The 26,973-nt window shown below is 57.0% G+C and carries 26 protein-coding genes; 19 read left to right on the forward strand and 7 right to left on the reverse strand.

Translation table 11 applies throughout. The annotated features are described in order from the left end of the window. Positions 1-40 precede the first annotated feature (40 nt). From NTX17_04420 to NTX17_04445, 6 genes are all read left to right on the forward strand, one after another. Positions 41-268, forward strand: a complete 228-nt coding sequence (locus NTX17_04420) for a hypothetical protein (GenBank protein MCX5800611.1) — start codon at positions 41-43, stop codon at positions 266-268. 87 nt (positions 269-355) lie between these two features. Further along, positions 356-940 (forward strand): sigma 54-interacting transcriptional regulator, encoded by a 585-nt coding sequence (locus tag NTX17_04425; GenBank protein ID MCX5800612.1) that lies wholly within the window; start codon positions 356-358, stop codon positions 938-940. A 354-nt stretch (positions 941-1,294) separates the two neighbouring features. Further along, entirely contained in the window at positions 1,295-2,503 is a 1,209-nt protein-coding gene (locus tag NTX17_04430; protein MCX5800613.1) for an O-antigen ligase family protein, read from the forward strand. Continuing rightward, positions 2,500-3,645 (forward strand): glycosyltransferase, encoded by a 1,146-nt coding sequence (locus NTX17_04435; protein MCX5800614.1) that lies wholly within the window; start codon positions 2,500-2,502, stop codon positions 3,643-3,645. The genes NTX17_04430 and NTX17_04435 overlap by 4 nt, the downstream gene beginning before the upstream one ends. Next, the gene (locus NTX17_04440; GenBank protein ID MCX5800615.1) at positions 3,632-5,041 is read left to right on the forward strand and encodes an undecaprenyl-phosphate glucose phosphotransferase; all 1,410 of its coding nucleotides are present in this window, start codon (positions 3,632-3,634) and stop codon (positions 5,039-5,041) included. Before NTX17_04435 ends, NTX17_04440 begins: the two co-directional genes overlap by 14 nt. Positions 5,042-5,067: 26 nt before the next feature. Further along, positions 5,068-6,510, forward strand: a complete 1,443-nt coding sequence (locus NTX17_04445) for a flippase (protein MCX5800616.1) — start codon at positions 5,068-5,070, stop codon at positions 6,508-6,510. Positions 6,511-6,568: 58 nt separating this feature from the next. On the opposite strand, the gene NTX17_04450 is transcribed toward NTX17_04445, so the two are convergent. Continuing rightward, on the reverse strand, positions 6,569-7,723 hold the full coding sequence (locus NTX17_04450; GenBank protein ID MCX5800617.1) for a glycosyltransferase family 1 protein: 1,155 nt from the start codon (positions 7,721-7,723) through the stop codon (positions 6,569-6,571). A gap of 447 nt (positions 7,724-8,170) precedes the next feature. On the opposite strand from NTX17_04450, the gene NTX17_04455 reads away from it, so the two are divergent. Then, entirely contained in the window at positions 8,171-8,878 is a 708-nt protein-coding gene (locus tag NTX17_04455) for a class I SAM-dependent methyltransferase (protein MCX5800618.1), read from the forward strand. A 32-nt stretch (positions 8,879-8,910) separates the two neighbouring features. Here NTX17_04455 and NTX17_04460 read toward each other — a convergent pair whose 3' ends face one another. Next, complete coding sequence (locus NTX17_04460; GenBank protein ID MCX5800619.1) at positions 8,911-10,107, reverse strand: glycosyltransferase family 1 protein; 1,197 nt, start codon at positions 10,105-10,107, stop codon at positions 8,911-8,913. A gap of 7 nt (positions 10,108-10,114) precedes the next feature. Then, the gene (locus NTX17_04465; GenBank protein ID MCX5800620.1) at positions 10,115-10,765 is read right to left on the reverse strand and encodes a class I SAM-dependent methyltransferase; all 651 of its coding nucleotides are present in this window, start codon (positions 10,763-10,765) and stop codon (positions 10,115-10,117) included. 275 nt (positions 10,766-11,040) lie between these two features. Between NTX17_04465 and NTX17_04470 the strand changes: the two genes are divergently transcribed. Genes NTX17_04470 through NTX17_04480 form a run of 3 tightly spaced genes read left to right on the forward strand, consistent with a single transcriptional unit; the run spans position 11,041 to position 13,184 of the window. Next, positions 11,041-11,472 (forward strand): DNA-binding protein, encoded by a 432-nt coding sequence (locus tag NTX17_04470; GenBank protein MCX5800621.1) that lies wholly within the window; start codon positions 11,041-11,043, stop codon positions 11,470-11,472. A 46-nt stretch (positions 11,473-11,518) separates the two neighbouring features. Beyond that, positions 11,519-12,526 (forward strand): aspartate-semialdehyde dehydrogenase, encoded by a 1,008-nt coding sequence (locus NTX17_04475; GenBank protein ID MCX5800622.1) that lies wholly within the window; start codon positions 11,519-11,521, stop codon positions 12,524-12,526. Between the two features lie 10 nt (positions 12,527-12,536). After that, positions 12,537-13,184 (forward strand): lactate utilization protein, encoded by a 648-nt coding sequence (locus NTX17_04480; GenBank protein MCX5800623.1) that lies wholly within the window; start codon positions 12,537-12,539, stop codon positions 13,182-13,184. 100 nt (positions 13,185-13,284) lie between these two features. Here the strand turns inward: NTX17_04480 and NTX17_04485 are convergent, their stop codons facing one another. Beyond that, positions 13,285-14,043, reverse strand: a complete 759-nt coding sequence (locus NTX17_04485) for a slipin family protein (GenBank protein MCX5800624.1) — start codon at positions 14,041-14,043, stop codon at positions 13,285-13,287. 77 nt (positions 14,044-14,120) lie between these two features. Beyond that, the gene (locus NTX17_04490; GenBank protein ID MCX5800625.1) at positions 14,121-15,584 is read right to left on the reverse strand and encodes a nodulation protein NfeD; all 1,464 of its coding nucleotides are present in this window, start codon (positions 15,582-15,584) and stop codon (positions 14,121-14,123) included. Between the two features lie 182 nt (positions 15,585-15,766). Between NTX17_04490 and NTX17_04495 the strand changes: the two genes are divergently transcribed. From NTX17_04495 to NTX17_04505, 3 genes are all read left to right on the forward strand, one after another. Beyond that, a complete protein-coding gene (locus NTX17_04495; GenBank protein MCX5800626.1) occupies positions 15,767-16,750 on the forward strand; it encodes a PfkB family carbohydrate kinase in 984 nt (327 codons plus the stop codon). An 89-nt stretch (positions 16,751-16,839) separates the two neighbouring features. Continuing rightward, positions 16,840-17,301, forward strand: coding sequence for a hypothetical protein (locus NTX17_04500; protein ID MCX5800627.1), 462 nt, complete (start codon positions 16,840-16,842; stop codon positions 17,299-17,301). A gap of 88 nt (positions 17,302-17,389) precedes the next feature. Then, positions 17,390-18,205 (forward strand): DUF1848 family protein, encoded by an 816-nt coding sequence (locus tag NTX17_04505; protein ID MCX5800628.1) that lies wholly within the window; start codon positions 17,390-17,392, stop codon positions 18,203-18,205. Positions 18,206-18,233: 28 nt separating this feature from the next. On the opposite strand, the gene NTX17_04510 is transcribed toward NTX17_04505, so the two are convergent. Beyond that, positions 18,234-19,229 (reverse strand): tetratricopeptide repeat protein, encoded by a 996-nt coding sequence (locus NTX17_04510; protein MCX5800629.1) that lies wholly within the window; start codon positions 19,227-19,229, stop codon positions 18,234-18,236. A gap of 190 nt (positions 19,230-19,419) precedes the next feature. On the opposite strand from NTX17_04510, the gene NTX17_04515 reads away from it, so the two are divergent. The 4 genes from NTX17_04515 to bshA all read left to right on the forward strand — a co-directional run bounded on the left by NTX17_04515 (position 19,420) and on the right by bshA (position 23,791). Further along, a complete protein-coding gene (locus NTX17_04515) occupies positions 19,420-20,172 on the forward strand; it encodes a class I SAM-dependent methyltransferase (protein ID MCX5800630.1) in 753 nt (250 codons plus the stop codon). 21 nt (positions 20,173-20,193) lie between these two features. Next, positions 20,194-21,867 carry a bacillithiol biosynthesis BshC gene (gene bshC, locus NTX17_04520; protein MCX5800631.1) on the forward strand — a complete coding sequence of 558 codons (1,674 nt, stop codon included), beginning with the start codon at positions 20,194-20,196 and terminating at the stop codon, positions 21,865-21,867. Between the two features lie 9 nt (positions 21,868-21,876). After that, positions 21,877-22,587 carry a bacillithiol biosynthesis deacetylase BshB1 gene (gene bshB1 / locus NTX17_04525; protein MCX5800632.1) on the forward strand — a complete coding sequence of 237 codons (711 nt, stop codon included), beginning with the start codon at positions 21,877-21,879 and terminating at the stop codon, positions 22,585-22,587. 64 nt (positions 22,588-22,651) lie between these two features. After that, entirely contained in the window at positions 22,652-23,791 is a 1,140-nt protein-coding gene (gene bshA, locus NTX17_04530; protein ID MCX5800633.1) for an N-acetyl-alpha-D-glucosaminyl L-malate synthase BshA, read from the forward strand. Positions 23,792-23,846: 55 nt separating this feature from the next. Here the strand turns inward: bshA and NTX17_04535 are convergent, their stop codons facing one another. After that, positions 23,847-24,680 carry a polyphenol oxidase family protein gene (locus NTX17_04535; GenBank protein MCX5800634.1) on the reverse strand — a complete coding sequence of 278 codons (834 nt, stop codon included), beginning with the start codon at positions 24,678-24,680 and terminating at the stop codon, positions 23,847-23,849. A 195-nt stretch (positions 24,681-24,875) separates the two neighbouring features. On the opposite strand from NTX17_04535, the gene NTX17_04540 reads away from it, so the two are divergent. After that, positions 24,876-25,916, forward strand: a complete 1,041-nt coding sequence (locus NTX17_04540; protein ID MCX5800635.1) for a DUF1611 domain-containing protein — start codon at positions 24,876-24,878, stop codon at positions 25,914-25,916. Positions 25,917-25,927: 11 nt separating this feature from the next. Next, the gene (locus tag NTX17_04545; GenBank protein MCX5800636.1) at positions 25,928-26,944 is read left to right on the forward strand and encodes a dipeptide epimerase; all 1,017 of its coding nucleotides are present in this window, start codon (positions 25,928-25,930) and stop codon (positions 26,942-26,944) included. The last annotated feature ends 29 nt before the right edge of the window (positions 26,945-26,973 follow it).

A 26,973-nucleotide genomic window follows, 5' to 3' on the forward strand; every position in this document is an offset into this window, starting at 1 on the left:
GAGAGTGCTCTGTCCACGTTTGTCCAAGGAGGTGTTCCGCATGAACCTTTCTACAGTATCCAGACGATTGGTGATTCTATCCGTTCTGGTCTTGTTCTTGTTGGTCGTACTGGCTCCAGTCGGCGTCGTCACTGCGGGTCCGGCCGGTCTTCCGGAGCCAATACCGGTTGTTCCTCCAGATGAGGATGGTTCGGGTGGTGCAGGCACGGGTGGTTCGCTTGCGCTGCTGAATCTGGTCGTCAGTGTGGGGACGGCAGTCGTCCTCTAATGTCATCCTTTGGCAAAGGATGCCTGGAGCAAAGCGGCGGTCGGGTCTTCTCCAGGTGCATTACTCTTGGGAACAGGAGGTCGTGTGATGGCGATGTGGAACGATGGAAAGTCGCGGAACGCCACTCATGAGACCCTGAGAAAGGTCCTTGAGCGGGACAGCAATTTCCTTCCCAACGTTCTTGTGATAGGCAGTGATGGGGCACGCAGAAAGTGGGTTGCACGCATGTTCCACGCGGCCAGCTTCCAGAACAAAGGCGCATTCACCGTGCTCAGATGCAAGAACGGATCGCAGGGACCAAAGAGTGAGTTCTTGAATCTGTTCTTTGCCCTGACGAGAGACGGGGAGTGTCCGTGTTCGCGGACCTCCACGTTGCTCTGGGGTAGAACACTTTTCATCGATGAGGTCGAGCAGATGGACTCACAGGGCCAGAGGCTATGCCTCGAATTCCTGAAGCAATTGCAGAGATTCAAGAATGAGAGGCCTGGCGAAGTGGGATTGAGGGTGATCGCGGGAGTGAGCAAGGATCTCTCTGACTCAGTGACCCAAGGCAGCTTTCTTCCCGGCCTCCTGGACTTGCTCGACAAGGTGCGGATAGAGCTTGACCCGGCGGGCAAGAAGAAGATCGAAACAACATTCCCCAAGCGCGCGTGCGCGGGCGTTGAGGCTTAGCAGGGCAAGGCCGGCCCGGTTGGCGCGCACAAGAACATCTCCCGGCACAGCCGCATGGCGCCGCAGGCAGCTCTCCACCCCTCCCAGAGCCCTCCACAGGCATGACGCGAGGGCTGACACACAGAAAATGACGCGGACCTTGCCTGCCGGCACGTACACAAAGCTCTGGTCAAGAGTTGGCTCAATGTGTATGATGTCTGCTGCCTCGTACGCTCAAACATAGGTGGCGTCAGCGTCTTTTTCTCCATCTGACGGAACGTGCTAGGGAGGAAGAGAAGTTCCTCATTTTCTTTGCGTTTGTGACTCGTTGCAGCCAACCCGAGTATGCCGACCACCAGTCGAGTTCAGTAGATCATGAAGTTGGATTCTATTCTTCTAAGAAAACTCCTGAGCTTCTTCATACTTGTCTTCATCGGGGCGTGTCCCTTTTCCATCGCCCTTTCTCAGTTCGGTCTGTTTCTGGCGCTCGCTCTTTGGGTTTGCATCATGTTGTTGGAGAAGAAATCCTCGGTTCCGCGCACTCCCCTCGATCTGTATTTCCTGGCGTTCGTGCTGGTGGGTATTAACTCGGCCATTTTCTCCGGTGAGAGGGGAATGGTGGTGATCTTCGTCAAGCGACTCTTGCTCATCCCCATCGTCTACTTGATCCTGGGAAGTGTGACAAGCAAACGATTCCTGGCTGTGTTACTCGGCACCCTCGCCGGGGTCATGGCCATCCTGTCTCTGATAGGCATCCGAAAGTATCTCGTCGGGGTCCAGGGACTGGAAGGTCGCCTGGAGCTCTTTCATCACTACATGACGTCGGGCGGAATCCTGATGATGCTGAGTTTGATCGCTTTCTCGTTCGCCATTCTCGGAACCCCTCTGAAATGGAGAGCGGCAGCCTTGGCCAGCGGCGTGCTTATGCTTTTTCCGCTCGTTTTCACGTTCACGCGGAGTTCGTGGTTGGGGTTTCTTGCGGGATTCTTGATCATAGCGATCGCACACAGCAAGAAAGCCCTTCTGGGAGTCGGAATGATAATTGTCCTTTTCTGGCTTACTGCTTCACCCTCTCTGAAAGACAGGGCGAGCAGCATCTTCAACCCCTATCATCGGCACAACGTCGAAAGGGTCTGCATGTGGAAGGCGGGCATTCAGATAATCAAGGATCACCCGCTGGGTGGAGTGGGGGACGTGGATCTGGGGGAATGGTATGAGCGCTACAAACCGCCGGAAGCAAAGCAACGCGCGGGTCACCTTCATGACAATCTCATCATGTTCGGCGTAACACTCGGAGTACCCGGACTGGTTTTCTTTGTTGTGTTGTCTCTCAAGCTTCTCATTATGGAGTGGAAAATCCTTCGCTCCATCCCGAAAGAAGAATGGCTCTTGAAAAGCACGGTCCTCGGAGCTCTGGCTTCGTACGTCGGTTTTCAGATTAACGGGTTGTTCGAGTGGAATTTCGGCGACGCGGAGATCGCAATGCTGTTGTGGCTGACAGTGGGTCTGGCGCTGTCCGCACAGAAAATGGCGAGGCTTGCGGTGCTGTCCGGCGCAGGGCTTCCGTCCGGGAGGCGACCTTGAGAGTTGCGCTTGTTCACGACTGGCTCACAGGCATGCGTGGCGGGGAGAAGTGCCTCGAAGCGCTGTGTGAGCTTTTCCCCAGCGCAACGCTCTTTACCCTCGTGCATGTCAAAGGATCCGTCTCGGAAACCATCGAGAAGATGGCCATACGTACGTCGTTTGTGCAAAGACTTCCTCTTGCGCGGAAACGTTATCGAAGCTACCTGCCTCTTTTCCCCGCGGCGATTGAACAGCTGGACTTGCGGCGCTTCGATCTTGTTATTTCGTCGAGCCACTGCGTGGCCAAAGGTGTGATTCCTGGGGCGGATTCCGTCCACGTTTGCTACTGTAACACACCCATGCGGTACGTGTGGGCGATGTACAACGAGTACTTCGGGGGAAACCGGCTCCGCGGAATCGCAAGACTCGCAATTCCTTTCGTGGCGAGCTACTTGAGAACTTGGGACGTGGCCAGCAGTCAAAGAGTGGACGCCTTTGTTGCGAATTCAGAGAACGTGCGGAAAAGAATATGGCGCTGCTATCGCCGGAAGGCCGAAGTCATCTTTCCGCCGGTGGACACCGATAGCACCTGGCTATCCACAAAGGACGTCGGGTATTTTCTGATAGTCTCTGCCTTCGCACCATACAAGCGACTGGATCTTGCAGTCGAGGCATTCAATCGGCTTGGGGAGAGACTGGTCGTCATAGGCAGCGGCCAGGAAGAACAGAGACTCAAGAAGATGGCACGCTCCAACGTGGAGTTTCTCGGGTGGGTGGAGCCCGAGGATCTCAGGAACTACTACGCCGATTGTCGCGCCTTGATCTTTCCGGGAGAAGAGGATTTCGGCATCGTACCCGTTGAGGCGCAATGCTTCGGAAAGCCCGTGATTGCGTTCGGGAGGGGTGGTGTCCTCGAGACGGTGAGGGGGCGTTGGCCGTCCGAGATTCAAGAGAGGAAGCAGCAGAAACACACGGGGATTTTCTTCCGCGAGCAAGAAGTCGATCAGCTGGTGGAAGCTCTGAAGAAGTTCGACGAGCTTGAATTCGACCCCGGATCCATCCGGGAACACGCGCTTCAATTCGACAAGACTCGATTCAAGAGCAAGATGAAGGAATTCATTGAGCGGCAACTATCGCCCGGGGAGACGAATGAAGGGTCTTAGAGACAAGAACGAGCTGCTCATTCCTTTTCTGCAGGTGCTCACAGACGTTGTGGGAATCGAGGCCTCTTTCCTGGCGTCCTATTGGCTCCGCTTCTATTCTCCCCTGACCGCCGTTTTTCCCGTTGCCAAGGGCTTTCCTTCGCTGCATGTCTATCTCGTCAGTTCACTGGTCGTGATGCTGGTGTGGCTGCTCATTTTTAGAACGATGCGATCGTATGGGGCCAGAAGGAACGCGGGGGCGGTCGACGAAACATATTCGGTGGTGAAGGGTGTGACGTTGGGAATGCTGGTGGTCATGGCGAGCGCGTTCTTCTATCGCGGATTCTCCTACTCGAGGCTGGTGTTTGTCCTGATTTGGGCGACCAGCATCGTGATTCTGACCGTCAGCAGGATTCTTCTCATACACCACGAAAAACGTCTTCACCGGAGACGAAGGGGACTCTTGAGGGCGGCCATCATCGGATCGAGCAAGTGGGGCGACACCCTGTTTACGAAGGTCAATCGCCGGCCCGGACTGGGGCTGCACATCGTCGGTCACATGGGGCAAAACGCATCTCTGGCCGAGAAAATTCCGTGCCTGGGGGACTTTCGTGACATTGCGGGCGTGGTGGAACGAGAGGGGGTTTCCATCCTCTTTCTGGCTCTGGACGAAACGGAAATGCAGCAGCTCTTCCTGCTGATCAACGAGTGTTCGGGCCTGAACGTCAAATTCTATCTCATTCCAAACCTGCTGGAAATGATGACCAGTCAGCTTTGTGTTGAGGAACTGGAAGGAATTCCCGTTCTCAAGATCAAAGACGTGGCGATGAGCGACTGGAATCGCGTTTTCAAACGCGTGTTCGATGTCCTTGTTTCTTCCGTTGCCCTGTTGCTCATGTGTCCCTTGTCTTTCGTGATCGCGGTTGCGATCGTTCTGGTTTCCAAAGGGGGAGTGTTCTACAAACAGACGCGGCTGGGAATCGATGGCCGTGAGTTTGAATTGTACAAGTTCCGAACAATGCCTGAGGGAGCCGAGAGCGACACTGGTCCGGTCTGGACGGTGAAGGGAGACCCCCGCGTCACCGGCGTAGGAAGACTCCTGCGGCGAACCAGCTTGGACGAGTTGCCACAAGTGTGGAATATCCTGAAGGGAGACATGAGCCTGGTGGGCCCCCGGCCCGAAAGGCCCCATTTCGTGCGACAGTTCAGCACGAGGATCCCCAAGTATCTGGAACGTCAGAGAGTCAAATCAGGCATGACGGGGTGGGCCCAGGTCAATGGATTGCGCGGCAACGTTGCCGTTGAGGAAAGGACGCAGTACGATCTCTACTACGTGGAGAACTGGTCGCTCCTGTTGGACATCAAGATTCTTCTCATGACGTGCATGGCGGTGCTGAGGGGCGAGAACAGTTACTGACGCAACCTTTGATCTACAAGGGCTCAGTGCGAAAGAAGGCGATGCAGACCACCCTCACTTCCCGCGTGGCTTACAACACGATAGTCCAGTTTGTCGGCAAGGGAATCACGACCGTCATCGGAGTGATCACCCTTGGTCTCTTGACTCGCTATCTCGATGTCAGCGGATACGGGGAATACACGATCGTATTTGCCTTTCTGGGATGCTTCGCCGTCGCGGCCGATTTCGGCCTGTGTTCCATCGCCGTGAGGGACATTGCGCAGACCCCGGACCAGAAAGAGAAGATATTCGGCAACATCTTCACCCTGAGAATCATTCTGGGAGTAGGCCTTCTGGCCCTGGCACCGCTCGTCGCCTATTTCATTCCCAACTATAATCATGACATCAAGGCAGGGATCGGCATTTGTGCCTTTGCGTCGTTCTTCATCCTTCTGAATCAGACGCTGTTGGCAATCTTTCAGGTGAACCTCAGAATGGAGAAGGCGGTCATCATTGACACCGCCGGTCGAGCCATGATCCTTGTGCTCGTCGTGCTTTGCATCAAGGAACAACTTGGCTTTCTCTCCATAATTGCCGCACACGGCCTTGGCAACCTGGCGACGTTCATTCTGTCGTTGTTCTTGGCGCGACCTTTCATCAAGATCAGGCTTCGTTTTGACCGGGTATATCTGCGCCATCTGATCCCGCAGGTCTTGCCTCTGGGGGCAGTCGCGGTCTTGGGTATCGTCTATTCGAAGATTGACCAGATCATTCTCTCGCTGTTTTGGAGCAGCTGGCACGTCGGTATATATGGCGCCCCGTACAAGATTCTGGAGATTCTTGTTTCTCTGCCGGCAATGTTCGTTGGATCTGTGTTGCCGATCATTTCGATGTACTCGGCCAGCCGTGATTCCAGGTTTTTTGAGAGCCTCCAAAGGGCCTTTGATTTCTTGGCTTTGATGGCTCTTCCGACTGTGTTTGGAGTCTTAATGGTTGCGCCGACCATAATCAGGGTCTTTGCCGGTCGAGAGTTTGCCCCTTCCACGCCTCTACTTCGAATCTTGATTCTTGCGGTCGGCCTGATGTTTTTCGGCACCCTTGCAGGCAGTACCATTGTTGCTGCGGGCCTGCAGAAGCGCCTCGTGAAGATCTATGTCATCAGCACCGTGTCTAATATTGTTCTCAACCTGCTCCTTATCCCCATCTACTCCTTCTACGCGGCAGCCGTGATCACTGTCTTGACCGAGGCGTGGGCGTGCAGTGCCGCCTACGTTATTGTTTGGAGGCACCTGGGGTGGAGACCGCGGCTTGACCGTCTGTCGCGAGCGACGTTGGCCGCTCTGGTCATGAGCCTAATAGTGTTGCTTCTGAGGGGTGAGAATCTGGCAGTTCAGGTGGCCGTGGGAGGTGGGGTCTATTTCGCCGTCCTCTTTCTGACCGGTGCGATCAACAGAGAAATGATGAGAACCCTGCTGGGCAGGGTCGATTGAAATTGAGAACACCTCGGCCCGTGTCCACGGTTTCGCAGAGCGTGAAGGACCTCCAGGCCTAAACTTGTTGCTTCTTCGTTTCCTTGAGCGATCGAAAGACTTCCAGCGTGAGTTGCGCGGTGCGCCGCCAACTGAATTGAGCCGCACGGCGAAGACCCTTCTCTCGCATCGTTGACGCCAGGGCTTCATCAGTGAGAACGCGTGCTATGGCCTCGGCCAGACCTTCCACATCATCCGGGTCGACCTGCATCGCAGCGTCTCCCACGACCTCCGGTAGAGATGCCGCGTTACTGCAAATGACCGGTGTGCCGCAGGCCATGGCTTCCAGTGCAGGTAATCCGAATCCCTCATAGCGTGAAGGCAACACGAATACCGCAGCCTGGCGATACGCCTCGACCAGTTCCCAATCGGTCAGATAGCCCGCCCATTGTACAAGAGGTCCAAGACCGAGCTTTTCGGCCAACCGAGGAGCCTCGGGGTATCGATCGTCCTTCGGACCCACGATTCTCAGTGTTGCTTCCGGTGCGGCAGTCTGCCGGACTCTCCAAAAGGCTTCAACAAGCCTGGGAACGTTCTTGTATGGATCGAGTCGTCCGACGTAGAGAATCGTCTTGGTGTGAGCCTTGGCCGCACCAGACGGCGTAAACCGCGCGTCCACCCCGTCAGGAATCACGACCACGGTTGAAGGATTCGAAATCTGCAGCTCGCGCAGAATATCCGAGCGGGCGGAGGAGCTCCCGGTGATGATCACATCCGCGCGGCGGCCCACCTCAGTCATTAGCAGGCGATACAGGGGAAGCAAACGCGCCTTCTTTGAGCGCGGCGAATAGTGTGGAAACAAGAGTGGAATCAAGTCGTGCAGGTTGACCACGCACAGAGTGTCTCCGGCCCGATTCCTCGGAAACGCCAGAAACGGAATCATGTAGTTGGCAGAGTGGAAGACATCCAAACGCAGTCTTGTGAACAGGGAAGGAAGCACCAGTTGGCTCCACGGTGAAAAGGGACCGTGCGCCAGAAGAGAAGTGCTGAAATTGGGCGCCTCTTCCAAGTGCGCGAATGCACGGACTTCTTCCAGCGCGGCAGCCCGATCGAAGAAGAGTACGTATTCATTCTGGCGGTCAATCTCCGCCAGGTGCTTGACCAGCTCCCGCGTGTAAGTCCCGATGCCGCTGAGCTCGCGAAAAATCCATCGGGCGTCAATGCCGATTCTCATCCGTTGCCTCTCCCATGCCAGGTCTTACGTGCCGCCTCTCACCGGGTTGGGCACTGATCTGCGCCCACGGATTGTACCACTTTCTGTGTCGGTCAATAAGCCCCATGAGCCCCATCCAGCCGGCTACCCCAGCGTAGTCAGTTCGTGCCACGGGCACTTTTCGCCAGGCCTGCTCCTCGTGCCCCCGCTCGTACGAGTGGATTTGGACGTTGATGAGGGCGTGACTCTATAATATGATACCTGACTGGAGCAGGTGTGAAGGATCGACGTTGAGGGAAGAGTGGTGAAAGAGGTTAGATCATGGCCTTTCTGAGAAGGCTCTTGAATCTCCGACGAACTACCGAAAAGAATCGACACGACGGCAAGCTGCGTTCATGTCAATGCACCCAGTCACAATTGCAGTCCGAGACATTTCAGGCATGGTGTGCTCGCCTTCATGAGCGCCCCATGCAGATGCATAGAAAGGCCTGGGAATACTGTTACATCGTACAAGCGCTTCACGAGTGCGGCATGTTGGCGCCTGGGCGGCGGGGACTAGGCTTTGCGGTCGGGCAAGAACCGCTCTCGGCAATGTTCGCCAGCCTTGGGTGCGAAATAGTGGCGTCCGATCTAGATATGGATAAGGTGGACAAGGCCAAGTGGGTCGAAACAAATCAGCATGCGGCCTCCCTCGAAGTACTGAATCAGCGGGGCATCTGCGAGGCAGACTCGTTTCGTCGGCGAGTCACGTTTCGCTTCCTTGATATGCGGGAGTTGCCCGATGGATTGGGAACGTTCGACTTCATGTGGTCATCATGCTCACTGGAACACCTGGGAACCATAGCACAGGGAGAGAAATTCATTCTTGAATCCTTGAAGTATCTCAAGCCAGGCGGCGTCGCTGTTCACACGACGGAGTTCAATGTGCGATCGAACCTCTTGACTCTAACGCGAGGGCCTATCGTTGTGTTCCGACGCAGAGACCTGGAGCGAATTGCGAAGCGGTTGGGCCGATTGGGATACGCAGTGGATTTGGATTTCTCGTCGGGCAATCTTCCGTACGACAAGGTGATAGACAGGCCACCCTACAAAGAAGAAATCCACCTCAAGCTGTGGCTGAGTTTCTACGTTGTCACATCCTTCGGGCTGATCATAGAACGCCCTCGAGGTGATTAGTCCGGCAATGTCCGGTCGACGACCGGTGCAGCCTACTCTCGTCCGAGCGGTTTTCGTCGCGTTCGGACGACTTCCTCGTAGACAGCCAATGTCTCTGCCGCAGTCTTCCCCCATGAAAAGAGCTTTGCCTGTCTCATTCCGCGCGCTCCGAGATCGTGGCGGAGCGACTCGGTGCCCAATACCGCGGCCATCGCAGCAGCAATCGCATCGACGTCCTCGCAATTCACGATGAGACCGCTGTCACCCACAATCTCAGGGAGAGACGAGCGGTCGGAAGAAATCACCGCCGTGCCGCACGCCATCGCCTCCAGGAGCGGCAGACCGAAGCCTTCATACAGCGAGGGAAATACGAAACAATCGGCGGCAGAGTAGAGTGCGGGGCACTCTTCCGTTGCGACGAAGCCGAGCAGCCTGATTCGCTCCTCCATGCCCGTGGCCTGAATCTCCCGCTCGAGTTCCGGAAACTCTGGTTCGTTCCGGATGTCCCCCGCAATGACGAGGTCGTGCGGAAACGCGGAACGTTTTATCAGCCCGGCGTATGCTGCAAGCAGTCGCCTCACGTTCTTCCTGGGATCAATACCTCCCAGATAGAAGATGAATGGGTGAACAAGGCGATGTTTCTCCCGCACTGCAGCGAGCTTCTCCGGATCGGTGACTCGCTCGAACACCGGATCGACGCCGAGGTAGATGACGCGAACTCTGTCTTCCCGGGCGGAAAGGTAGGTAACGGCATCCCGCTTTGAACACTCGGAATCGGCGATTACGATACGTGCGCCCCGAACGATGCTCTTGAGGGCCCGTTGATACCCGCGGCGAAGAACGGTGCCGTTAGTATGGTAGAGCTCGGGAAAAACCAGGGGAATTGCATCGTGGACGGTCACAACCACCGCCTTCTTGTGCATTCCGAACCAAGGCGCATCGAGGTGAGAGAAGAAGTGAATCACGTCCGCCTGGCACCTTTGCAGAGTCAGCGGCAGATAGGCGAACGCGTCAATGATCGGATGGTTCAATGAAAGAAGGCCGGGCACCGAATGGATAAGATAATCAACATTCTGCCTCCGAAAGCGTTCGTCAACCGGCTTGTTCTTCTCGAATATGATCGAAAACTGAACGTGAGGGGCGAGCGCGGGCAGGTAACTGAGCAAGTTCTCCGCGTAGGTTCCGATGCCTCGATTCTTGTGGCGCTTGAAGCCGGGCTGAACCGGCCTTCCGTCCAGACAAACCCGCATTGTCTGCCTATTGTCGCTTGCGTGCGATCATGAAGGAATCGCCCCGGGCGTAGTATTCTCCGAACCGGAGCTTCTTGAGAAGATATCTGGGGTCAAGCCGGCTCTCTGACCTTCCGGTGTCCCTGTCGAACCCGCTCGCCACGATCTCAAACCCCGCGAAATGAGCCATCTCCTTCAGGAGGGGAAGGGGATATGGTCTCGTGTGGGTCAAGTCGAGCCAGAAGCGCTCGCTCATCACTTCGATACTCCCGAGATTGGGCGTGATGACGATCAAAATGCCGCCCGGTTTGAGCGCATCGAATGCATCGCCCAAGAAACCGAGCGCCTCGTCGGGCGTAAGATGCTCGATGAAGTGAGCGCAGAATATGCCGTTGTAAGTGTCGGCCTTGCCCTTCAGGAATTCCCTCGCATCGCCCTGCACCACGCTCAGGGTCTTTTTCTGAAGCTTGGAGAGCATCAATTCCGATCGTTCGAGGCCAATCGCCTCTATCCCCGCATCCTTCAGCAATTCGAGGAAGTCCCCCTCGCCGCATCCAACGTCGAGCACCGTGTCGCCCTTCGTGAAATAGGAAACGTATTTCCTCTGGTAAAACCGCGTTGCCTCGGGAGAGCCCGAGAATGCGCTGTAATTGAACTGGCTCAGCCGGGGCCGCGCCATGTCGATGCTCCTTTCGACTCTCCATCCACTGCTTTGCCCTCACGAGACGTTCGGCCGGAATGGCTCTGCCAACGGAGAGACGCAGACAATATACCAGATTTGCGAACTGCACGACAACGGAAAACCGAGGCGAAGCCCGGTGCAATTCGCGCGAGTCTCACGTACGTAGCGTCAAGAGTTTTGTGTCAGATTGGCCGTGAGCATGAGAATTGACACCGACGCTCTCAAAAAGGTAAAGTAAGTCCAGAAAAGAAGTGACCCAATGAGGAGGCATCATGAAATTCTCAAAGACGGAACTTGGATACGTCGTGAGACTGGAGCCGGGAGAAGAGATCATCTCCTCTCTCTCGTCATTTGCCGGAATTCAGGGCTTCGCGAGCGCGTCCCTGCAAGGCATCGGTGCAGCCACAGATCTTACGATCGGCTATTTCGAACGCACGAAGAAAAGCTACGTCAAGAAAGCACTGGTCGGGGAATATGAGGTCTTAAGCCTTTCCGGTACCATCTCTTCATTTGAGGGCAATCCCTGGGTTCATGCTCATGTTGTAGTGTCCGGCCCCGGGTTCGACGTGGTCGGCGGCCACTTGTTCTCCGGGAAAGTAACGGTTACAATCGAGCTGGTTCTCACGGTGAGTCAGAAGAGAATCGAGCGGAGAGAAGACGCTCAGGCCGGCTTCAAGTACATGGACCTGGAGCACTCCGTCTAGGAGATTCCGCCTGGGAGAGTCGCGAAGAATCTACGAAGAGTCGAGCATGAAGAAGTACGTTGTCGGTATCATAGGAGCCACGGGCGCGGTCGGTTGCGAGCTCATCAAGATTCTGGAGGAAAGGGATTTCCCCGTCGGTGAATTGAGGCTTTTCGCCTCGAAGAGATCGGCAGGAATGCTGAAGGAATTCAACGGACGGAGCGTCGCTGTCCAGGCGCTGGACGCCTCCTCTCTTGACGGGATCGAGCTGGCGCTGTTCTCGGCCGGCAGTCCGGTCAGCCGGGAATTCGCCCCCATTCTTGCGTCTCGCGGTGCGCTGGTGGTGGACAACAGCAGCGCGTTCAGGGCCGACGTGAAGATTCCCCTCGTCATTCCGGAAGTCAACGGCCACGAGGCGAGGGGCAAGCGCGGCATAATCGCGAATCCAAACTGTTCCACGATACAACTGGTTCTTGCCGTCGAGCCCGTCCATCGCACGTGGGGCATAGAGCATCTCTTCGTGGCGACTTACCAGTCCGTGTCGGGTACGGGCGGCAAGGCAATGCGCGAATTGCGTGAGCAGTCCTCGGCGCATTTGAACGGACGCCCCCTCGAGAAGGAGATCTACCCCAACGAGATCGCCTTCAACCTGTTTCCGCACATCGGCGATTTTGGCAACGATGGGCTCAACCTGGAGGAGAGGAAGATTGTCTTCGAGACTCGACGCTTCTTGAGAGATGAGAATCTGATGCTGTCGGTTACGGCAGTCAGGGTGCCCGTCTTTCGCTGTCACAGTGAAGCCGTCGTCTTGATCACGAAAAAGAAAACCACCGCCGGTGCAGTTGCGGATGTCCTCCGGTCCTGCCCGGGCGTTTGCTTGACGGACGGGAGGGACGTCGCATCATATTCGACGCCTCGCTTTGCGGAGGGGCGAGACGAAGTTTTTGTGGGACGCTTGAGAGACACTTTTCCGGAGGGCCGCGGGATCAGCATGTGGATTGTGTCCGACAACCTGAGAAAGGGCGCGGCGCTGAACGCCGTCCAGATCGCAGAAGTGGCCCTGGAGTTGAGATAAGGGGGAGCTCATGGACGAGGTTTATTCATCATACATCAGTAAGTTGATCGCACGAACAGTCGAGTCACTTGAGAAGCGTGGTTTCGACGCGTTTTCTGCCGAGAGCGGCGCCGCCGCCAGGGATTTAGTCCTGGGTATGATCCCTGCCGGTTCCACCATAGGCGTGGGTGGCTCTGTGACGCTGCGGCAGATAGGCCTCGTCGAGGCTTTGGAGTCGCGCGGTCACACGGTCTATCAGCGCTGGGGATCACAGGTTACTAAGGCCACTGCCACCGATACGGATTCTCGACGCGCACAGCTCGCATGCGATGTGTTCTTGAGTAGTTCAAATGCTGTTACGGTCGAGGGCGAGCTTGTGAACGTCGACGGAATCGGAAACAGGGTAGCCTCGATGATTTTCGGACCCGGGAAGGTGATCGTGGTCGCCGGATGGAATAAGATAGTCCCGGACGTGAACGGAGCGATCCAGAGGATAAGAAACGTGGCCGCCCCGCTTAACGCGAAGCGGCTGGAACTGAGCGTTCCCTGCGCCAAGACGGGCTATTGTCTTGACTGTGATGCCCCGGACAACATGTGCAGGGTCACCACGATCATCTCACGAAAACCTAGAAGAACAGACACGGCCGTCGTCCTGGTGGCGGAACAACTGGGCTTCTAGATTCACGCGGGGCGAGACTTCGTTTCGGCGGCCGCTCTTTCTTCGCAGCGGCCGCCGATCCGTTTCCGGTTCCGTCTTGTATGTTCCTCGGCCTCGGCCGCTATGGCTTGAGAGCCTCCTTGGCCTTTCTTATGAACGGCTCGAAGAGGTCGATGGGGACGGGGAAGAGAGTAGTGGAATTATTCTCGGCGGCAACCTCTTTCAGCGTCTGCAAGTACCTCAACTGAAGCGCGTACGGGAACTCCGATATTATCTTCGCCGCATCCGCAAGCTTCTGAGCAGCCTGATACTCACCCTCAGCGTTAATGACCTTTGCCCTTCTTTCTCTCTCCGCCTCGGCCTGCTTGGCAATCGCGCGCTGCATCTCTTGCGGGAGGTCTACCTGCTTCACTTCCACGGCGGACACCTTGATGCCCCACGCATCCGTGTGCTTGTCCAGGATGGTCTGCAACTGGAGGTTGATCCGTTCCCTATCGGAGAGCAGGTGATCCAGATCTGACTGTCCCACGACGCTTCGAAGCGTCGTTTGGGCAAGCTGGGAAGTGGCAAAGAGGTAGTTCTCGACTTCCACAATCGCTTTCTCCGGGTACAGTACTCTGAAATAGACAACGGCGTTGACCTTGAGGGAAACGTTGTCCCTCGTGATCACGTCCTGTGGTGGAACGTCCATGACGACGGTTCGCAGACTGACCTTGATCATACGGTCGACTATTGGAATGAGCAGGAATATCCCGGGCCCCCTTGCTCCTACAAGCCTTCCCAGCCTGAAAATCACGCCTCTTTCGTACTCCCTGAGTACTTTTACGGCGCTCAGGATTATTATGACTAGAATGACAATGAGTGTTGAAATCGCCGGCATAGCGTCCCTCCTTGCCTGGTAGATGATGGCGGTGACATTGATGATGGCACCGATGACGAAACGTGACTAAGTCGTGACTACCGCGAGCTCCTCTGCTTCCTCACGGTGAGCTTGAATCCATCCACTTGTGTGACTTGTATCTGGTCACCCAATTCCAGAGCCTCGCCGCTCGCGGCGTTCCAGAGCTCGCCGTGCACCAGTACCTTCCACCCGTCATCCGGCTTGCTGACGACGGTCCCGCTCTCGCCGACGAGGCCGGTGGCGCCGGTCGTGGGTTTTCTGCGTTGCGCCAAGAGGGCCTTGCCGACCGCGAAAATGAAGAAACCGGCCGTGGCGGCCACGGCCGCCGCTATCACTTGCCAGGAAATACGCATGAAGGGCTGCGGAGACTCGATGAGCATGAGGGATCCGATCGTCATGGACACTACTCCTCCAACTGCGAGCATGCCGTAGCTCGTGATCTTGATCTCGGCGATGAAGAGTATTATTCCAAAGATGATGAGGAGAAGTCCGGCGTAGTTCACGGGAAGTGTCTGCAGCGCGTAGAGGGACATCAAGATAAAGATGCCGCCGAGCACGCCCGGAAGTATCGCGCCGGGATTTGAAAGCTCGAAGAAAATGCCGTAGATTCCGAGTATCAGAAGAATGTACGCGATGTTAGGGTCAGAAATCACGTTGAGAATTCTGTATCGAAGATTCATGCGCAGCGTTTTGACTTCGCTCCCTTTCGTCCTGAGCGTCTTCGTCCCTGAAAGGACCTCCACGGTCATACCGTCGATTTTCTCCAGCAACTCCGGGACACTGGCGCAGATAAGATCCGCAACGTGAAGTTTGACTGCTTCGCTGTCTGCCACTGACACGCTCTTGCGCACGGCGTCCTCGGCCCATTGTTCGTTTCTCCCATGCTTCTTGGCGAGACCTCTGATGGAAGCAACCGCGTCGTTCACGACCTTTTCCGTCATTTCTGGCGAACTCTGTTCTCCGCCAAGACCGACTGGATGGGCGGCGCCAATGTTCGTGCTAGGAGCCATGGCCAAGATGTGCGAAGCGAGTGCGACGAAGACCCCGGCGGAAGCCGCGCGAGACCCTGACGGCGCCACGTAGGTGACGACGGGTACGTTGGACGAGAGAATGGCCTTGACGATGACCCTCATGGATTCCATCAGCCCGCCGGGAGTGTCGAGTTGGATTATGATGCACTCTGCGCCCTTCTTCTGAGCGTCCTCGATGGAACCTACTATGAAGCCGGAGGAGGCAGGGTTTATGACGCCGTTCACTTCGATAAGGTAGACGGAGTTGTGAGAGACTGCCTCCGAACCCGAAGTTTCGTGGGCTCCGGTCTCCGATGACGCAGTCTCAGAACGTGCGGCCTCCGAGGACGAGGTCTTGCGTGACACGATTCCGGCGGAGTCGATCTCCGACGCGACCGCCGAAGGCTGAGTTCTCGTCTCGCGTGCGGCCAGGGAAAGGCCGACGACACCCAAGACGCAGAGGATCACGCTCGCCAAGAGAACTATCGAAGCCGGTATTGTCTTCTTCATTTCAGGAACCCTTCTGGTGGAGAAACCTTGCTGAGACATGACACTAGCACCGGGGGATTGAATAGTCAACCGCGGTTTGATTTGACACACTTGCTGATGTAGTATCTCTCAAGACGAGAGTCGGTCGAGTTACCCGCGTTTGTTTCTGTCTGCTTCTGTCCGGGGCTGCGAGGACTACAACTATGCAAACGAACGTTGAGAAAGGCGACAGCAAAGTCGTCGACGTGGTCGGTCTTGGTTACACGGCGACGGACTATCTGTCAATAGTGCCGCGCCTGCCGGAGCCTGACACAAAGCTAGAGGCGCTTTGTCTTTCGATTCAGGGCGGGGGGCCCGTGGCCACGGGTCTTGTGACCGTGAGGCGGCTCGGCTTGAGCGCGTCGTACGTGGGCAAAGTCGGTGACGACGACTTCGGTAACTTCATGCTCCGCGAGCTTGAGAGAGAGGGTATCGATGTTTCTCGCGTGGTGTGCGAGAAGGGGGCTACATCACAATTTGCGTTCATCATGGTGGACGAAACCAGCGCCACCAGAACCATCGTCTGGACCAGAGGATCCGTGAACAAGCTCAAGAAAGGGGAGGCCGACCTGGACCTGGTCGACGCGTGCAAGTGCCTTCTCCTTGACGACCTTGAGGTGGAGGCGGCGATCGAGGCGGCGAAGCGAGCCCGTCTGGCAAACGTGCCCATCGTACTTGATGCCGGTAGTCTGAGGGACGGCATGCGAGAGCTTGTTGGCCTGTGTGACTTCGTCGTGGCCAGCAAGGAATTCGGCAGACAGTTTAGTGGCGAGGCCGGTCCTCTCGCCGCGGCGCAGAGAATCTATGACGAGACGGGCAGAGTTTCCGTTGTCACTGCGGGCGCCGAAGGTGCCGTCTGTGTCTGCGCCAACGGCGTTTGGAGACAAGAGGGCTTTCGAGTTCGAGCCGTCGATACCACCGGCGCGGGGGATGTCTTCCACGGGGCCTTTGCGGCGGGGATCATCAAAGGGTGGGAGATCCCCAAGGTTCTCGAGTTCTCATGCGCGGTCGCTGCGATGAAGTGCAGGAGCCTTGGCGGCAGACCGGGGATTCCGAGTTTCGTGGAGGCAATCGCATTTCTCAGGAGGGAGTCTACGGAACGTTGGTGGGGATCGGAGGGCGCACCGACAACCGAGGATGTACCGTGATACTGCGCGGCCCTGTCTCCCGCGGACCATCCTCGCTTGAAAGTGAGCGCACTCTCGCATAGACTGGTGACGTGACTGGAGAAACAAGTGTGCCTAAGCTCCTGGTGGATTCCACCGCCGCGCGGCTCTCAAAGTGGCTGAGATTCCTGGGCCTTGACGCCGCCCTCGATAGAAGCAAGAGCACCGCAGGTCTCCTCGTGAGGGCGCGAAGAGAGGGAAGGGTGCTTGTCTCGAGAAGAAGGAGCCTCGAGAGCGGATCTGCGCCTGGTTCTCCGCCTGGAGTCGTTCTTCTCGAGTCCGACCACCTAGTTGATCAGCTCAGGCAAGTCATCGCCACACTGAAACTCTCCGAGGGATTCTCGCCGCGATGCACTATTTGCAACGGCGAGCTCGACATCGTCCCGCGAGTCAACGCCGACGGCAGAGTTCCGGAGTTCGTGTACCGGACCCAGAGTGAGTTTGCCTTCTGTCACAACTGTGACAAGTACTACTGGAAGGGAAGTCACTGGAAGAACGTGCACGACGCGTCAAGACCTCTCTTGAGCGAGTAAACCGGCTCGACCGAAGGGAAGTGGAAGACGGGAGAGCGAGGAGGGCGGAACGGCGCGGAGAGAGAGGAAAGGGGGAGGGTTCGCTCCCGTGAACTTGAGAGTGATTTCTGCAAGCCGTCGCATAGACATGGTGGGAACACAACCGCGGAAGCTTGTGGAGACTCTGCGAAGAAAGCATCCACCGTCGGAAGTGCACACTCTAGTGATATGGACCAAGAACCCGGTCGCCCTCCTTCAAAACAAGCTACTCCGTGAAACCGTCGCCGGCTACACCCAACTCTTTGTACATTGTACGATCACCGGGATGGGGAATACGTTACTGGAGCCTGCCTGCCCGCCGATCGAGGAAGCTCTCCATTCACTGCCGGGATTGATCGCGCTCGTCGGTTTGCCGGAGAGAGTGAGATTGAGGTTCGACCCGGTAGTCCATTTCGTATTCCCCGACGGAAGGAAATATTCAAACCTTCAGCATTTCAGAAGAGTCGCGTCCGTTGCAGGCAGTCTGGGCATTCCCGAGGTGATCGTGAGTCGGGTGGAACTCTACCCGAAAGTTGTGAGCAGACTCGAAAGAGAGGGGATAGCGGCGGAGATTCTACCAGAAAAGGACGTGGCGAGAGAACGAGAATACTTGCGGCAGGAGTGTTCTGCGAACCGTCTGAGGTTGCTTGGCTGCTGCGTGCCGGGCCTAACGTCTTCCCGCTGCATTGACGGGGCGCTCTTCAACGGGCTTCACCCCCTCGGGCTCAAGTGTTCCGAGGCGAAAGCCAGGGGGCAAAGGCCGCTCTGCACGTGTACCGACAGTATTGACATCGGCTGGTACACGCCTTGCTCGCACGGGTGTCTTTACTGCTATGCCAATCCCAGCATTAGGGTGTCGCGGGACGGCAAGCCGTGGCCGCGCTAACCGGCTTGAGGGCGGCGGAACGCCGCTCCTACTGCCCCTGTGCCGCCGTCTGTTTCAGGTAATCCTCGATCCCCTTCGCGGCCTTTATGGCAGCCGGCGTTTGCGGGGATGATTTGTCCTGGGCCGCCAGATTGTACTCCTTGAGGGCAAGTTGCCACTGTTCTTTTTTGTGATATATTCTCCCGAGCTCGAAGTGGGCACTTCCGTAGTTCTGCTTAGTCTCGATCGCTTTCTTGTAAGCCGCTATTGCGTCGTTGTCCTTGGCCAGGTTGCTCAACGCCTTCCCTTTCACAAAGTACGCCTGGGCCATGTCGGGTTTTAGGCTCACGGCCGAGTCCGCAGCGGCGACGGCCTGCTCGTTTTGCTTCAATGCCAAGTACATCTTCGCGAGATAGAAATACGCCACGGGGGCGTTGCCGTGCGTGGGACCGAGCTCGAGCGCCTTCTTGTACGCCGCGATCACGTCAGGATAGTCCTTGTCCGAGGCGGCCTTTCGAAATCGGGTGGCCGCGAGTTGGTAGTGAGCGTCAACGTAGCCCGGCTTGATCTGAATTGCCTTCTCCAGTGCAGCCAGGGCACCGTCCAGGTCGTTTGTCTGGTCGAGCGCGGCCCCCAGGCTGAAGTATGCGTCGGCAGACATGGAATCAAGTTCGGTCGCCTTCCTGAGGTGGCTGACGGCGGTCGCGTAGTCCTGCTTCCGCAGGGCAACCGTGCTGAGACCGAAGTGGGCCGCCACGAGGGTAGAGTCAAGGGAGAGTGCGGCGGCGTAGGCGATTCCGGCGGAGTCAACAACGCCAAGCCGTTCGTACGTGAAGCCCAAGTTGTACTGAGCTTCGACAAAATTGGCAGAATCCGACACGGCTGCTCTTAACAGGGGCAAAGCGTCAGAATAGCTGCCCTTCTGCACGTATTCCATGGCGTCGAGATACGCTTTCGCGGCGGAATACTCGGACTGGGAGATCGCACCTCCAGACCAGGTCAAGATCGCCAAAAGCGCAATTGCAAGACAAAACCTTCGCTGCATGCTCTCTCTCCTCCTTGTCGGCCTCAAACGCGTTTGTCCCTACACTACCCTTGCGTCTCTGCTAATTAAGTTACACTGCCCGGCGGAACGTGTCAACCCTTGACTGCCTTCAGGCGCTAACCTATGCTAGTCGTGAATTGCTCTTCCCTTCGTCCCTTGCCGTTCGTTTCCCGTGGCCAAGGAATTCGGAATGGTCGAATGGTATAAAGAAGCCTTTGACGAGTTCTATGCGGAAGTCTATTCGCACAGAGACGAAAAGGAAGCCCAGGAGTTTGCCGCTTTTCTAGGGAAGGTGGTTACCCTGGAGGGCGCCGAAATGCTCGACGTCTGCTGCGGAGGCGGCCGTCACATCAGGGCTTTCGGGGCGGCGGGCGCAACTTGTTTTGGGCTGGACCTCTCGGAGGTCTTGCTCTGTCAGTGCAGGGCCGAAGGCTCGCGGGGCATGTCGAGAGTCGTGAGGGGGGACATGCGGAGTTTCCCTTTCAAGAGTGAGTCCTTTGATGTCTGCATCAACATGTTCACAAGTCTGGGATATTTCGAGGATGTGCAAGAAGAGCTCGAGGTCTTGCGCGAGGTGTACAGAGTGCTCAGACCGCGAGGTCTTTTCATTCTCGACCACGCAAACCTGAATTGGGTCAAGTCCAATTTCGAAGCCCGCACAGTCAGAACGAAGGGAGAGCTTCTCATCGAAGAGACGCGCAACTTGCTTTCCGACGGAAGACTCGTCGAGAAGAGGACTATAATACGATCTGCAGAAGACCCCTCCGTCGCCGTGAGCGATCACACCGAGAGACTGGTTCTTTTCGCCAAGACCGAGCTCGAAGGAATGCTCGTGAACATCGGCTACGATCCAGTCGGTTTCTACGGCGATTATGCCGGCGCTCCGTTTGAAGAGGAAGCTTCTCCTCGACTCCTGATTCTGTCGAGGAAGCGCGGTGGTTGATCAGTCTGAAAGGATGTATCCGTGAGTGAACAGTTTGCCAGGGTAGACCTTCGGACCTTTAAGTTTCCGGAGCTTTATGTGGACTACCTGTCGGAGAGACTGCCCGCCTCCATCGACGCTCCGGAGTTTTTCGGCAAGAAGCAAAGGGAGGAGTTTGAGACAAGAACGGCCGCGGCAGTTGAAGAGCCGTTCTGGAGAGATGTTCTCGAGTACAATGCACGTCTTGGGGCGAGCAAAGCCAGTCTGGAGGGGATAGAGGCGCTTTCTCACGGAAGAGCAATCCCAATCGTGACCGGACAGCAGCCGGGCCTTATGGGAGGGCCGCTCTACACGCTGTACAAGGCGTTGACCGCCGTGTCTCTTGCCGAACTGCTCTCGGAGAGCGGGCCGTCGCCAGCGTCCGCCTCCGGAGGCGAGACATCCGGGACGGGCGCACTCCAGAGCGACAAGCTGCGTGTAGTGCCGGTGTTCTGGAATGCCTCGGACGACAGTGATTTTGCCGAAGTGTCGAGCGCGACATTCTTCGACAGCGATCTCTCCCTCAGAAAACTCTCTGTTGCGGCGTCTCACCACTCGCCCGGAGGCATGGTGGGCGCGATGGGCACACAAGCTCTCAGCCGTCCCGTCGAAGCGCTGATGCGCGGTCTTGAGAAATCCCCTGCGACGACCTTCCTGATGCCCTTGATCGAGGACGGTCTCTCGGTTGCCGGTGACTGGGGCGAGTTTTTCTCGGCTCTTCTCGTTCGCCTGTTCTCCTCTTCAGGGATGGTGGTCGTAGATTCCAGGCTTCCCTCGGTGGGAAAGTACTCGAGGCCCACAATCGACGCCTATCTCAGGGAAGCAAGCTCAGTCGAAAGCCGGATTGCGGAGTGTCTCACTGAGCTGAGGGAACGCGGCTACGGCGAGCCGGTGTCGCCACGCAGCGGAGAAACCTGCGTGTTTCTCAAGGACGGAATGGCGAGAAGAAAAGTCTCGAAGGAGGAGCTTCCGGCAGTTGCAGACTCGTGGAGCAAGGGCGAGATCGAGCTTCTTCCGAACGTTCTGTTGGGTCCCGTGGTGCGGGACAGACTCATGAGGCCCGCGGTGAACGTCGTCGGGCCTTCCGAGGCGTCCTACTACATTGTGGCCCGAACGTTGTATGATGTACTGGGTTTTCCGCAAAGCCCAGTCTTTCCCCGAGTGAGCTTGACGATTGTGCCTCGGCGTTTGACCTCCCTTGTCGGCGAAGACCCAGGCAGGTTCAAGGAGCTGGTCGTTTCCTTTGACAAGGTGGCACGGGATTACTTTGAAAAGCAGGTTCCGCCTGAAGTGATGAGGGAGCTGGAGATTTCGCAGAACGACATGCGTTCCGTCGCGGGGAGAGTGGCCAGACTGGCCGCTGTGTCGGGAAAGAGCACGGAGGAAGTCGCCGCATCTGCTGCCAGGAAGATAGACTTTGAACTCGGGCGAATACGTGAGGGGTTGATCGCTGCTCACAGGAAGAGAATCCTGAGCGAAAATCCCTTTCTTCGAAAGGCCGGAGAATTTCTTCTGCCGTCGGGGGCGCCGCAGGAACGCTCGCTCTGTAGCCTGTCACCTCTCATCTACGGAGGACGATCTCTAATTCAGGCGCTTGGCTCGTTGGCGGGAAGTCACGTTCGTGAAAGTCTTGAACGCCACGTGCATCACTACGTCGCCGGCGTGGCAATTCCCTAGGAGGGATCTATGAAAGTAATGGCAATCGGCGCCCATCCGGACGACGTGGAACTGAGCTGCGGCGGTTTGGTTGCGAAGTTGGTGTCGCTGGGGCACGAAACGGGAATAGCAGACCTCACTGGGGGTGAACTTGGGAGTTCAGGCAGTAAGAAAACCCGGGCCGCGGAGAGCATGAAGGCGGCCAAGATTCTGCGCGTGGCCTGGAGAGAATGCTGCGAACTACCCGACACCGGGCTTGACCACACGAACAGGGGACACATGCGCACCGTCGTGGAGCTTCTCCGCAGGCACAGACCGGCGCTCGTGTTGTCACCCCACGGAGGAGACTCCAGACATCCAGACCACGTGGAGGCAAGGGAAATCGTGAGGAGGGCCGTCTACCTGGCGGGCCTCAGGCAATTCGACGCAGGGGGAAGGCCGTTTTCTTCGGGGAGACTTCTGTACTACATGAGTGACGTCCAGTTTGAGCCGACCCTCATCGTTGACGTGGGGGAATTCTTCGACAGAAAAATGAAAGCCATTCGTGCCTATCGAAGTCAGTTCTCGGGCAACAGATCCGATTCATACCCGACGCGCCTTAACAACCCCGGCTTTCTGGACAGGATTGAAATGAGAGCGAGATTTCTCGGAGCGATGATCGACAAGGCCTATGCAGAGGGCTTCCTGCACGAAGGCCCGCTCCAGGTGGACGATCCCGTGACGCTTCTGGCGAAGCCCTGAGTAACTGCGGCGGCTGCAGCGAGATCGTGCGGCCGACGAGATGTCACAAACGGAGAGAATTGCCATGAAACCATACTGTGTGGCGATCACATGCTATCCCACTTCGGGCGGCAGCGGAATCGTTGCCACCGAGCTCGGGATGGAACTTGCGAGGAAGGGTCACCAAGTGCATTTTGTCACCTACTCCGTTCCCGTGAGACTGAAGAGATTCGAGAAGAACATCTTCTTTCATCAGGTCGACACGCAATTCTACCCTCTCTTTGTTGACGCACCTTACAGCCTGAGTCTTGCTGCCAAGATGTGCGAGGTGGCGGAGCTTCACTCGGTGGAGATACTCCATGTCCACTATGCCATTCCTCATGCCGCGAGTGCATACCTCGCTCGAAGCATGTACAAGTCAAGGAGGCTTCTGACCGTGACCACGTTGCACGGCACCGACATCACGCTCGTCGGCCACCACCCCTCTTTTCACGGGATTACGAAGTTCTGCATCGAGGAGAGCGACGGCGTCACGGCCGTGAGTGAGTACCTGAAGGCCCGCACGCAGGAGAGCTTTCAGATCAAGAAGGACATAGAGGTGATCCCCAATTTCGTGGACAGCTCGAAATTCCGGCCCGACGGCGCGATAGTCCCCAAATCTGACTTCTGTCCGTCGGGGCAGCCGATGATCATTCATATCTCTAATTTCCGACCAGTCAAGAACATACCTGGTGTACTTCAGGTATTTGCTAGGGTGAGGGCCGAGCTTGCCTGCAGGCTCGTTCTCGTGGGTGACGGTCCCGAAGTCGGGCACGCCGAGCGGCTCTCCGAGCAGTTGGGCGTGCAAGATGACGTGCTGTTTCTTGGCAATCAGGAGTGCATTGAATGTCTTTTGCCGCTTGCCGACGTTCTTCTCCTGCCGAGCGAACAGGAGAGTTTCGGGCTCGTTTGCCTTGAGGCCATGAGTTGTGCCGTTCCCGTGGTCTCCACCAACGTGGGCGGCGTCAAGGAAGTTGTTGAGCACGGCAAGACGGGTTTCTTGCACGATCCGTTCGACACCGAAGCCATGGCCGCTTCTATCATCCGGCTATTGCGGAATCGAGACGAGCGGATTGCCATGGGGCAGGAGGGAAGAAGAGTGGCCCTCGACAAGTTTGACATATCAGACGGAGTGAAGAGGTACGTGGAGCTCTACGACAAGGCCAGAAACTCGGTCTCCGTTTGATGCGACCGCCGCCCCTCGGCTTTGCTGCCGGCTGCCGTTCACGCGCGGGGCCGCCTCACTGTGATGCGCCACTGCTCCTGTCCCGGCCGATCTCCAATCCCCCATGCCTTGTGATTGCCATCTGCCTTCCGGCCTTGCCTCTTTGTCCCCTGTGAGAAAAGAACACGTCCTTTCGGCAGCACGTGCATGCAGGGGGCAGGATGATGCTCTCCTCGGGAACACCTTCTTCCAGGGCCTGGGCCGCGTTGGCACTCCATAGATCAAAGAAGATCTTTCCCTCCCTTTCGGTGACGAACGTCTGACGCAACCCGGAGGCTGTGGTGGAATCAATCTCGTAGCAGCAGGGCCCTATGGAAGGACCCAGGGCCACAACCAATTGACCTGGTGGGAGATCGAAGGCTGACTTGACTTGCTCTATCAAGCTCCCGGCAATGCCGGCGTGAGTTCCTTTCCTTCCGGCGTGGGCGAGGCCGACCACGGAGAAATCGCGGTTGAAAACAAAGACGGGCACGCAGTCCGCGACGAGAACCGCCGTCCAAAGTCGAGGGTCTGAGATCACGAGTCCGTCAGCGGCCTTGTATCGGCCGGGAGCACCGGCCAGTAGGACCGTGCCCCCGTGTACCTGCTCCGGCTGAGCAAGCCGATCCTCTCGAAGGCCCAGTTTATTGAACAGGAACTCCCTGTTGTCTCTGACGTCGTCTGTGTCGTCACCAACGTTGAAAGAGAGATTCAGCCCTTGGCACCGGTGGGTGTCGGGCCTGCCCCCGCGAGTTGTGACAATCGCCGGGCTCCGTTTGCCTCCGTGGGCCAAGACTGCGTAGAACGCCGGAGTAGTCCCTTCACTGATTTCTCTGGTGGTTTTGTCAAGGGGGCGCCATGAGAGTTCCATTGCCCGAGGATTCTATGGGTCGTTGCCGGGGGTGTCAAGCGGGCGAATCACTGCCATCTGCTCGGTCCGCACAATCACACACCGAGGTGGTGCCCCAGCCTTGGTGCTTTGTAGTGGACTGTATCTGGTGCCTGTGGCATACTGTCCGGAGGTTTTTGGCATCTCTCAACACAGTTTTCTTAGCCCTTGTACGCGGTGAAGAAGAACAGAATCGTCATACTGGCAGAGGGGTCGTTCGGCCTGCTCGGCTCCAAGACGGCGGCTTGCGTCATCAGATACAGGCAGGACGACGTGGTGGCCGTGATTGACACGGGCAAGGCAGGAATGACGGTAGGTGGAGTCTTGGGCTTCGGTGGCTCCATTCCCATAGTTCGGGGGCTTGCCGATGCGCTCCAATACTCGCCGGATTCCCTCCTCATAGGAATCGCCCCCAAGGGAGGACGCCTGCCCGCCGAATGGAGAGCCGTTCTCATTGAGGCCATCTCACATGGTCTGGACATCTACAGCGGTATGCACACCTTCGTTTCGGAAGACCCTGAACTTGTGAGGCTCGCCTCGGAAAGGGGCGCGCGCCTCACGGACTTGAGAAAGGTCCCGGACGATATCCCGGTTGCGAGATGCCTGGCCGGGAAGGTCGGCGCGTTTGTTGTTCTCACCGTCGGTACCGATTGTGCAACCGGCAAGATGACAGTCGCGCTCGAGATGGCGATCGAGGCCGGAAAAAGGGGAGTGAGAGCGCATTTTGCGGCCACGGGTCAGACGGGCATCTACATCGCCGGCGAAGGGATCGCAGTTGACAGGGTCGTGGGAGATTTCATTGCCGGTGCTGCGGAGAAACTCGTCATTGATGGAGCCAGAGGCAACGACGTCGTCTTACTCGAGGGCCAAGGCTCCGTCTTCCACCCCGGGTACTCCGGCGTGGCGCTTGCACTGTTGCACGGCGCTCTTCCCGACGCCCTCGTCCTCTGCCACCAGCCGAGCAGGCGATTTTTCAGCGATTATGAAGTGCGTGTTCCTTCCGTGTGCGAAGCGATCAGGGTGCACGACGTGTTGTCGGGAGTTCTCAAACCTGCACCGGTGATCGGAATTGCGCTCAATTGCTTCGATTTGAGTGAAGAAGAAACGTTGGCGGAGATTGCAGGGACGGAGAAAGAAACGGGCATTCCCACCACCGACTGCATCAAGTTCGGAGCGGGGAAGCTCGTTGATGCGATGCTCGAACGAATCAAATCGTGAGGGAAAGGAAGATGCGATTTTCATACGAACCTCTGACGTTGAGAACACGTCACGTGTTTGCCATCTCCAGAGGTGCGTCGGACACTTTTGGCGGGGCGATCGTCTCGATAGAGCATGACGGACTGGTTGGGCTGGGGGAGGCTGCGCCTTCGCCTTTCTACGGCGAGAACCAGGCCACGGTCCTCGCCGTCCTCGAAATCCTGAGGCAGGACATTCCTGACGATCCGTTTCTCCTGGAAGAGGTCCAGCAGAAAATGGAGAAGAGGATATGCGGCAATCCCGCGGCAAAGGCCGCCGTTGATATTGCGCTCCACGACCTAGTCTGTAAGAAGCTCGGGATTCCTCTCCACCGTTTCTTTGGCCTTTCAGCAGAGAAGACGCCGTGCACTTCCTTCACGATCGGAATCGACGAAACCGATGTCATGAAGCAGAGAGCTCTTGAGGCGGGCGAGTTTTCGGTTCTCAAGATAAAGGTTGGCACCGACAGGGATGAGTTCGTGCTCGATGCCATAAGGAGCGTGACGGACAAGACTCTGAGAGTAGACGCGAATTGTGCCTGGACACCGCGAGAAGCGGTGGTCAAGATTTCGAGGCTCGAGAAGTTCGGCATCGAGTTCGTGGAACAGCCCATTGCTCCAGGCGACGCCCACGGTCTGAGGTTTGTGAGGGAGAACGTCGCAGTGCCCGTCATTGCGGACGAGAGCGTCAGGACTTCACGTGATATCGAGGCGTTGATAGGTGCCGTGGATGGGATCAACATCAAGTTGATGAAATGCGGCGGGCTCCGCGAAGCACTCAAAATGATACACGTTGCACGGGCGGTGGGAATGAAAGTGATGCTGGGCTGCATGGTGGAATCTTCCGTCGGCATAACGGCGGCTGCTCATCTTTCTCCGGCGGTAGATTATGCAGATCTCGACGGTAATCTCCTTCTGGCGAAGGATCCCTTCAGCGGCGTCGGGGTCAGGCAAGGCAAGCTTGTCCTGCCTTCCGAACCCGGTCTGGGTGTGAGAGCCCAGGGAAAGTAGCCGTTGCGACAGGCCGTGAGGTCGGATTC

Source organism: Candidatus Eisenbacteria bacterium (assembly GCA_026388185.1).
GTDB lineage: Bacteria > Eisenbacteria > RBG-16-71-46 > JAFGJU01 > JAFGJU01 > JAPLKG01.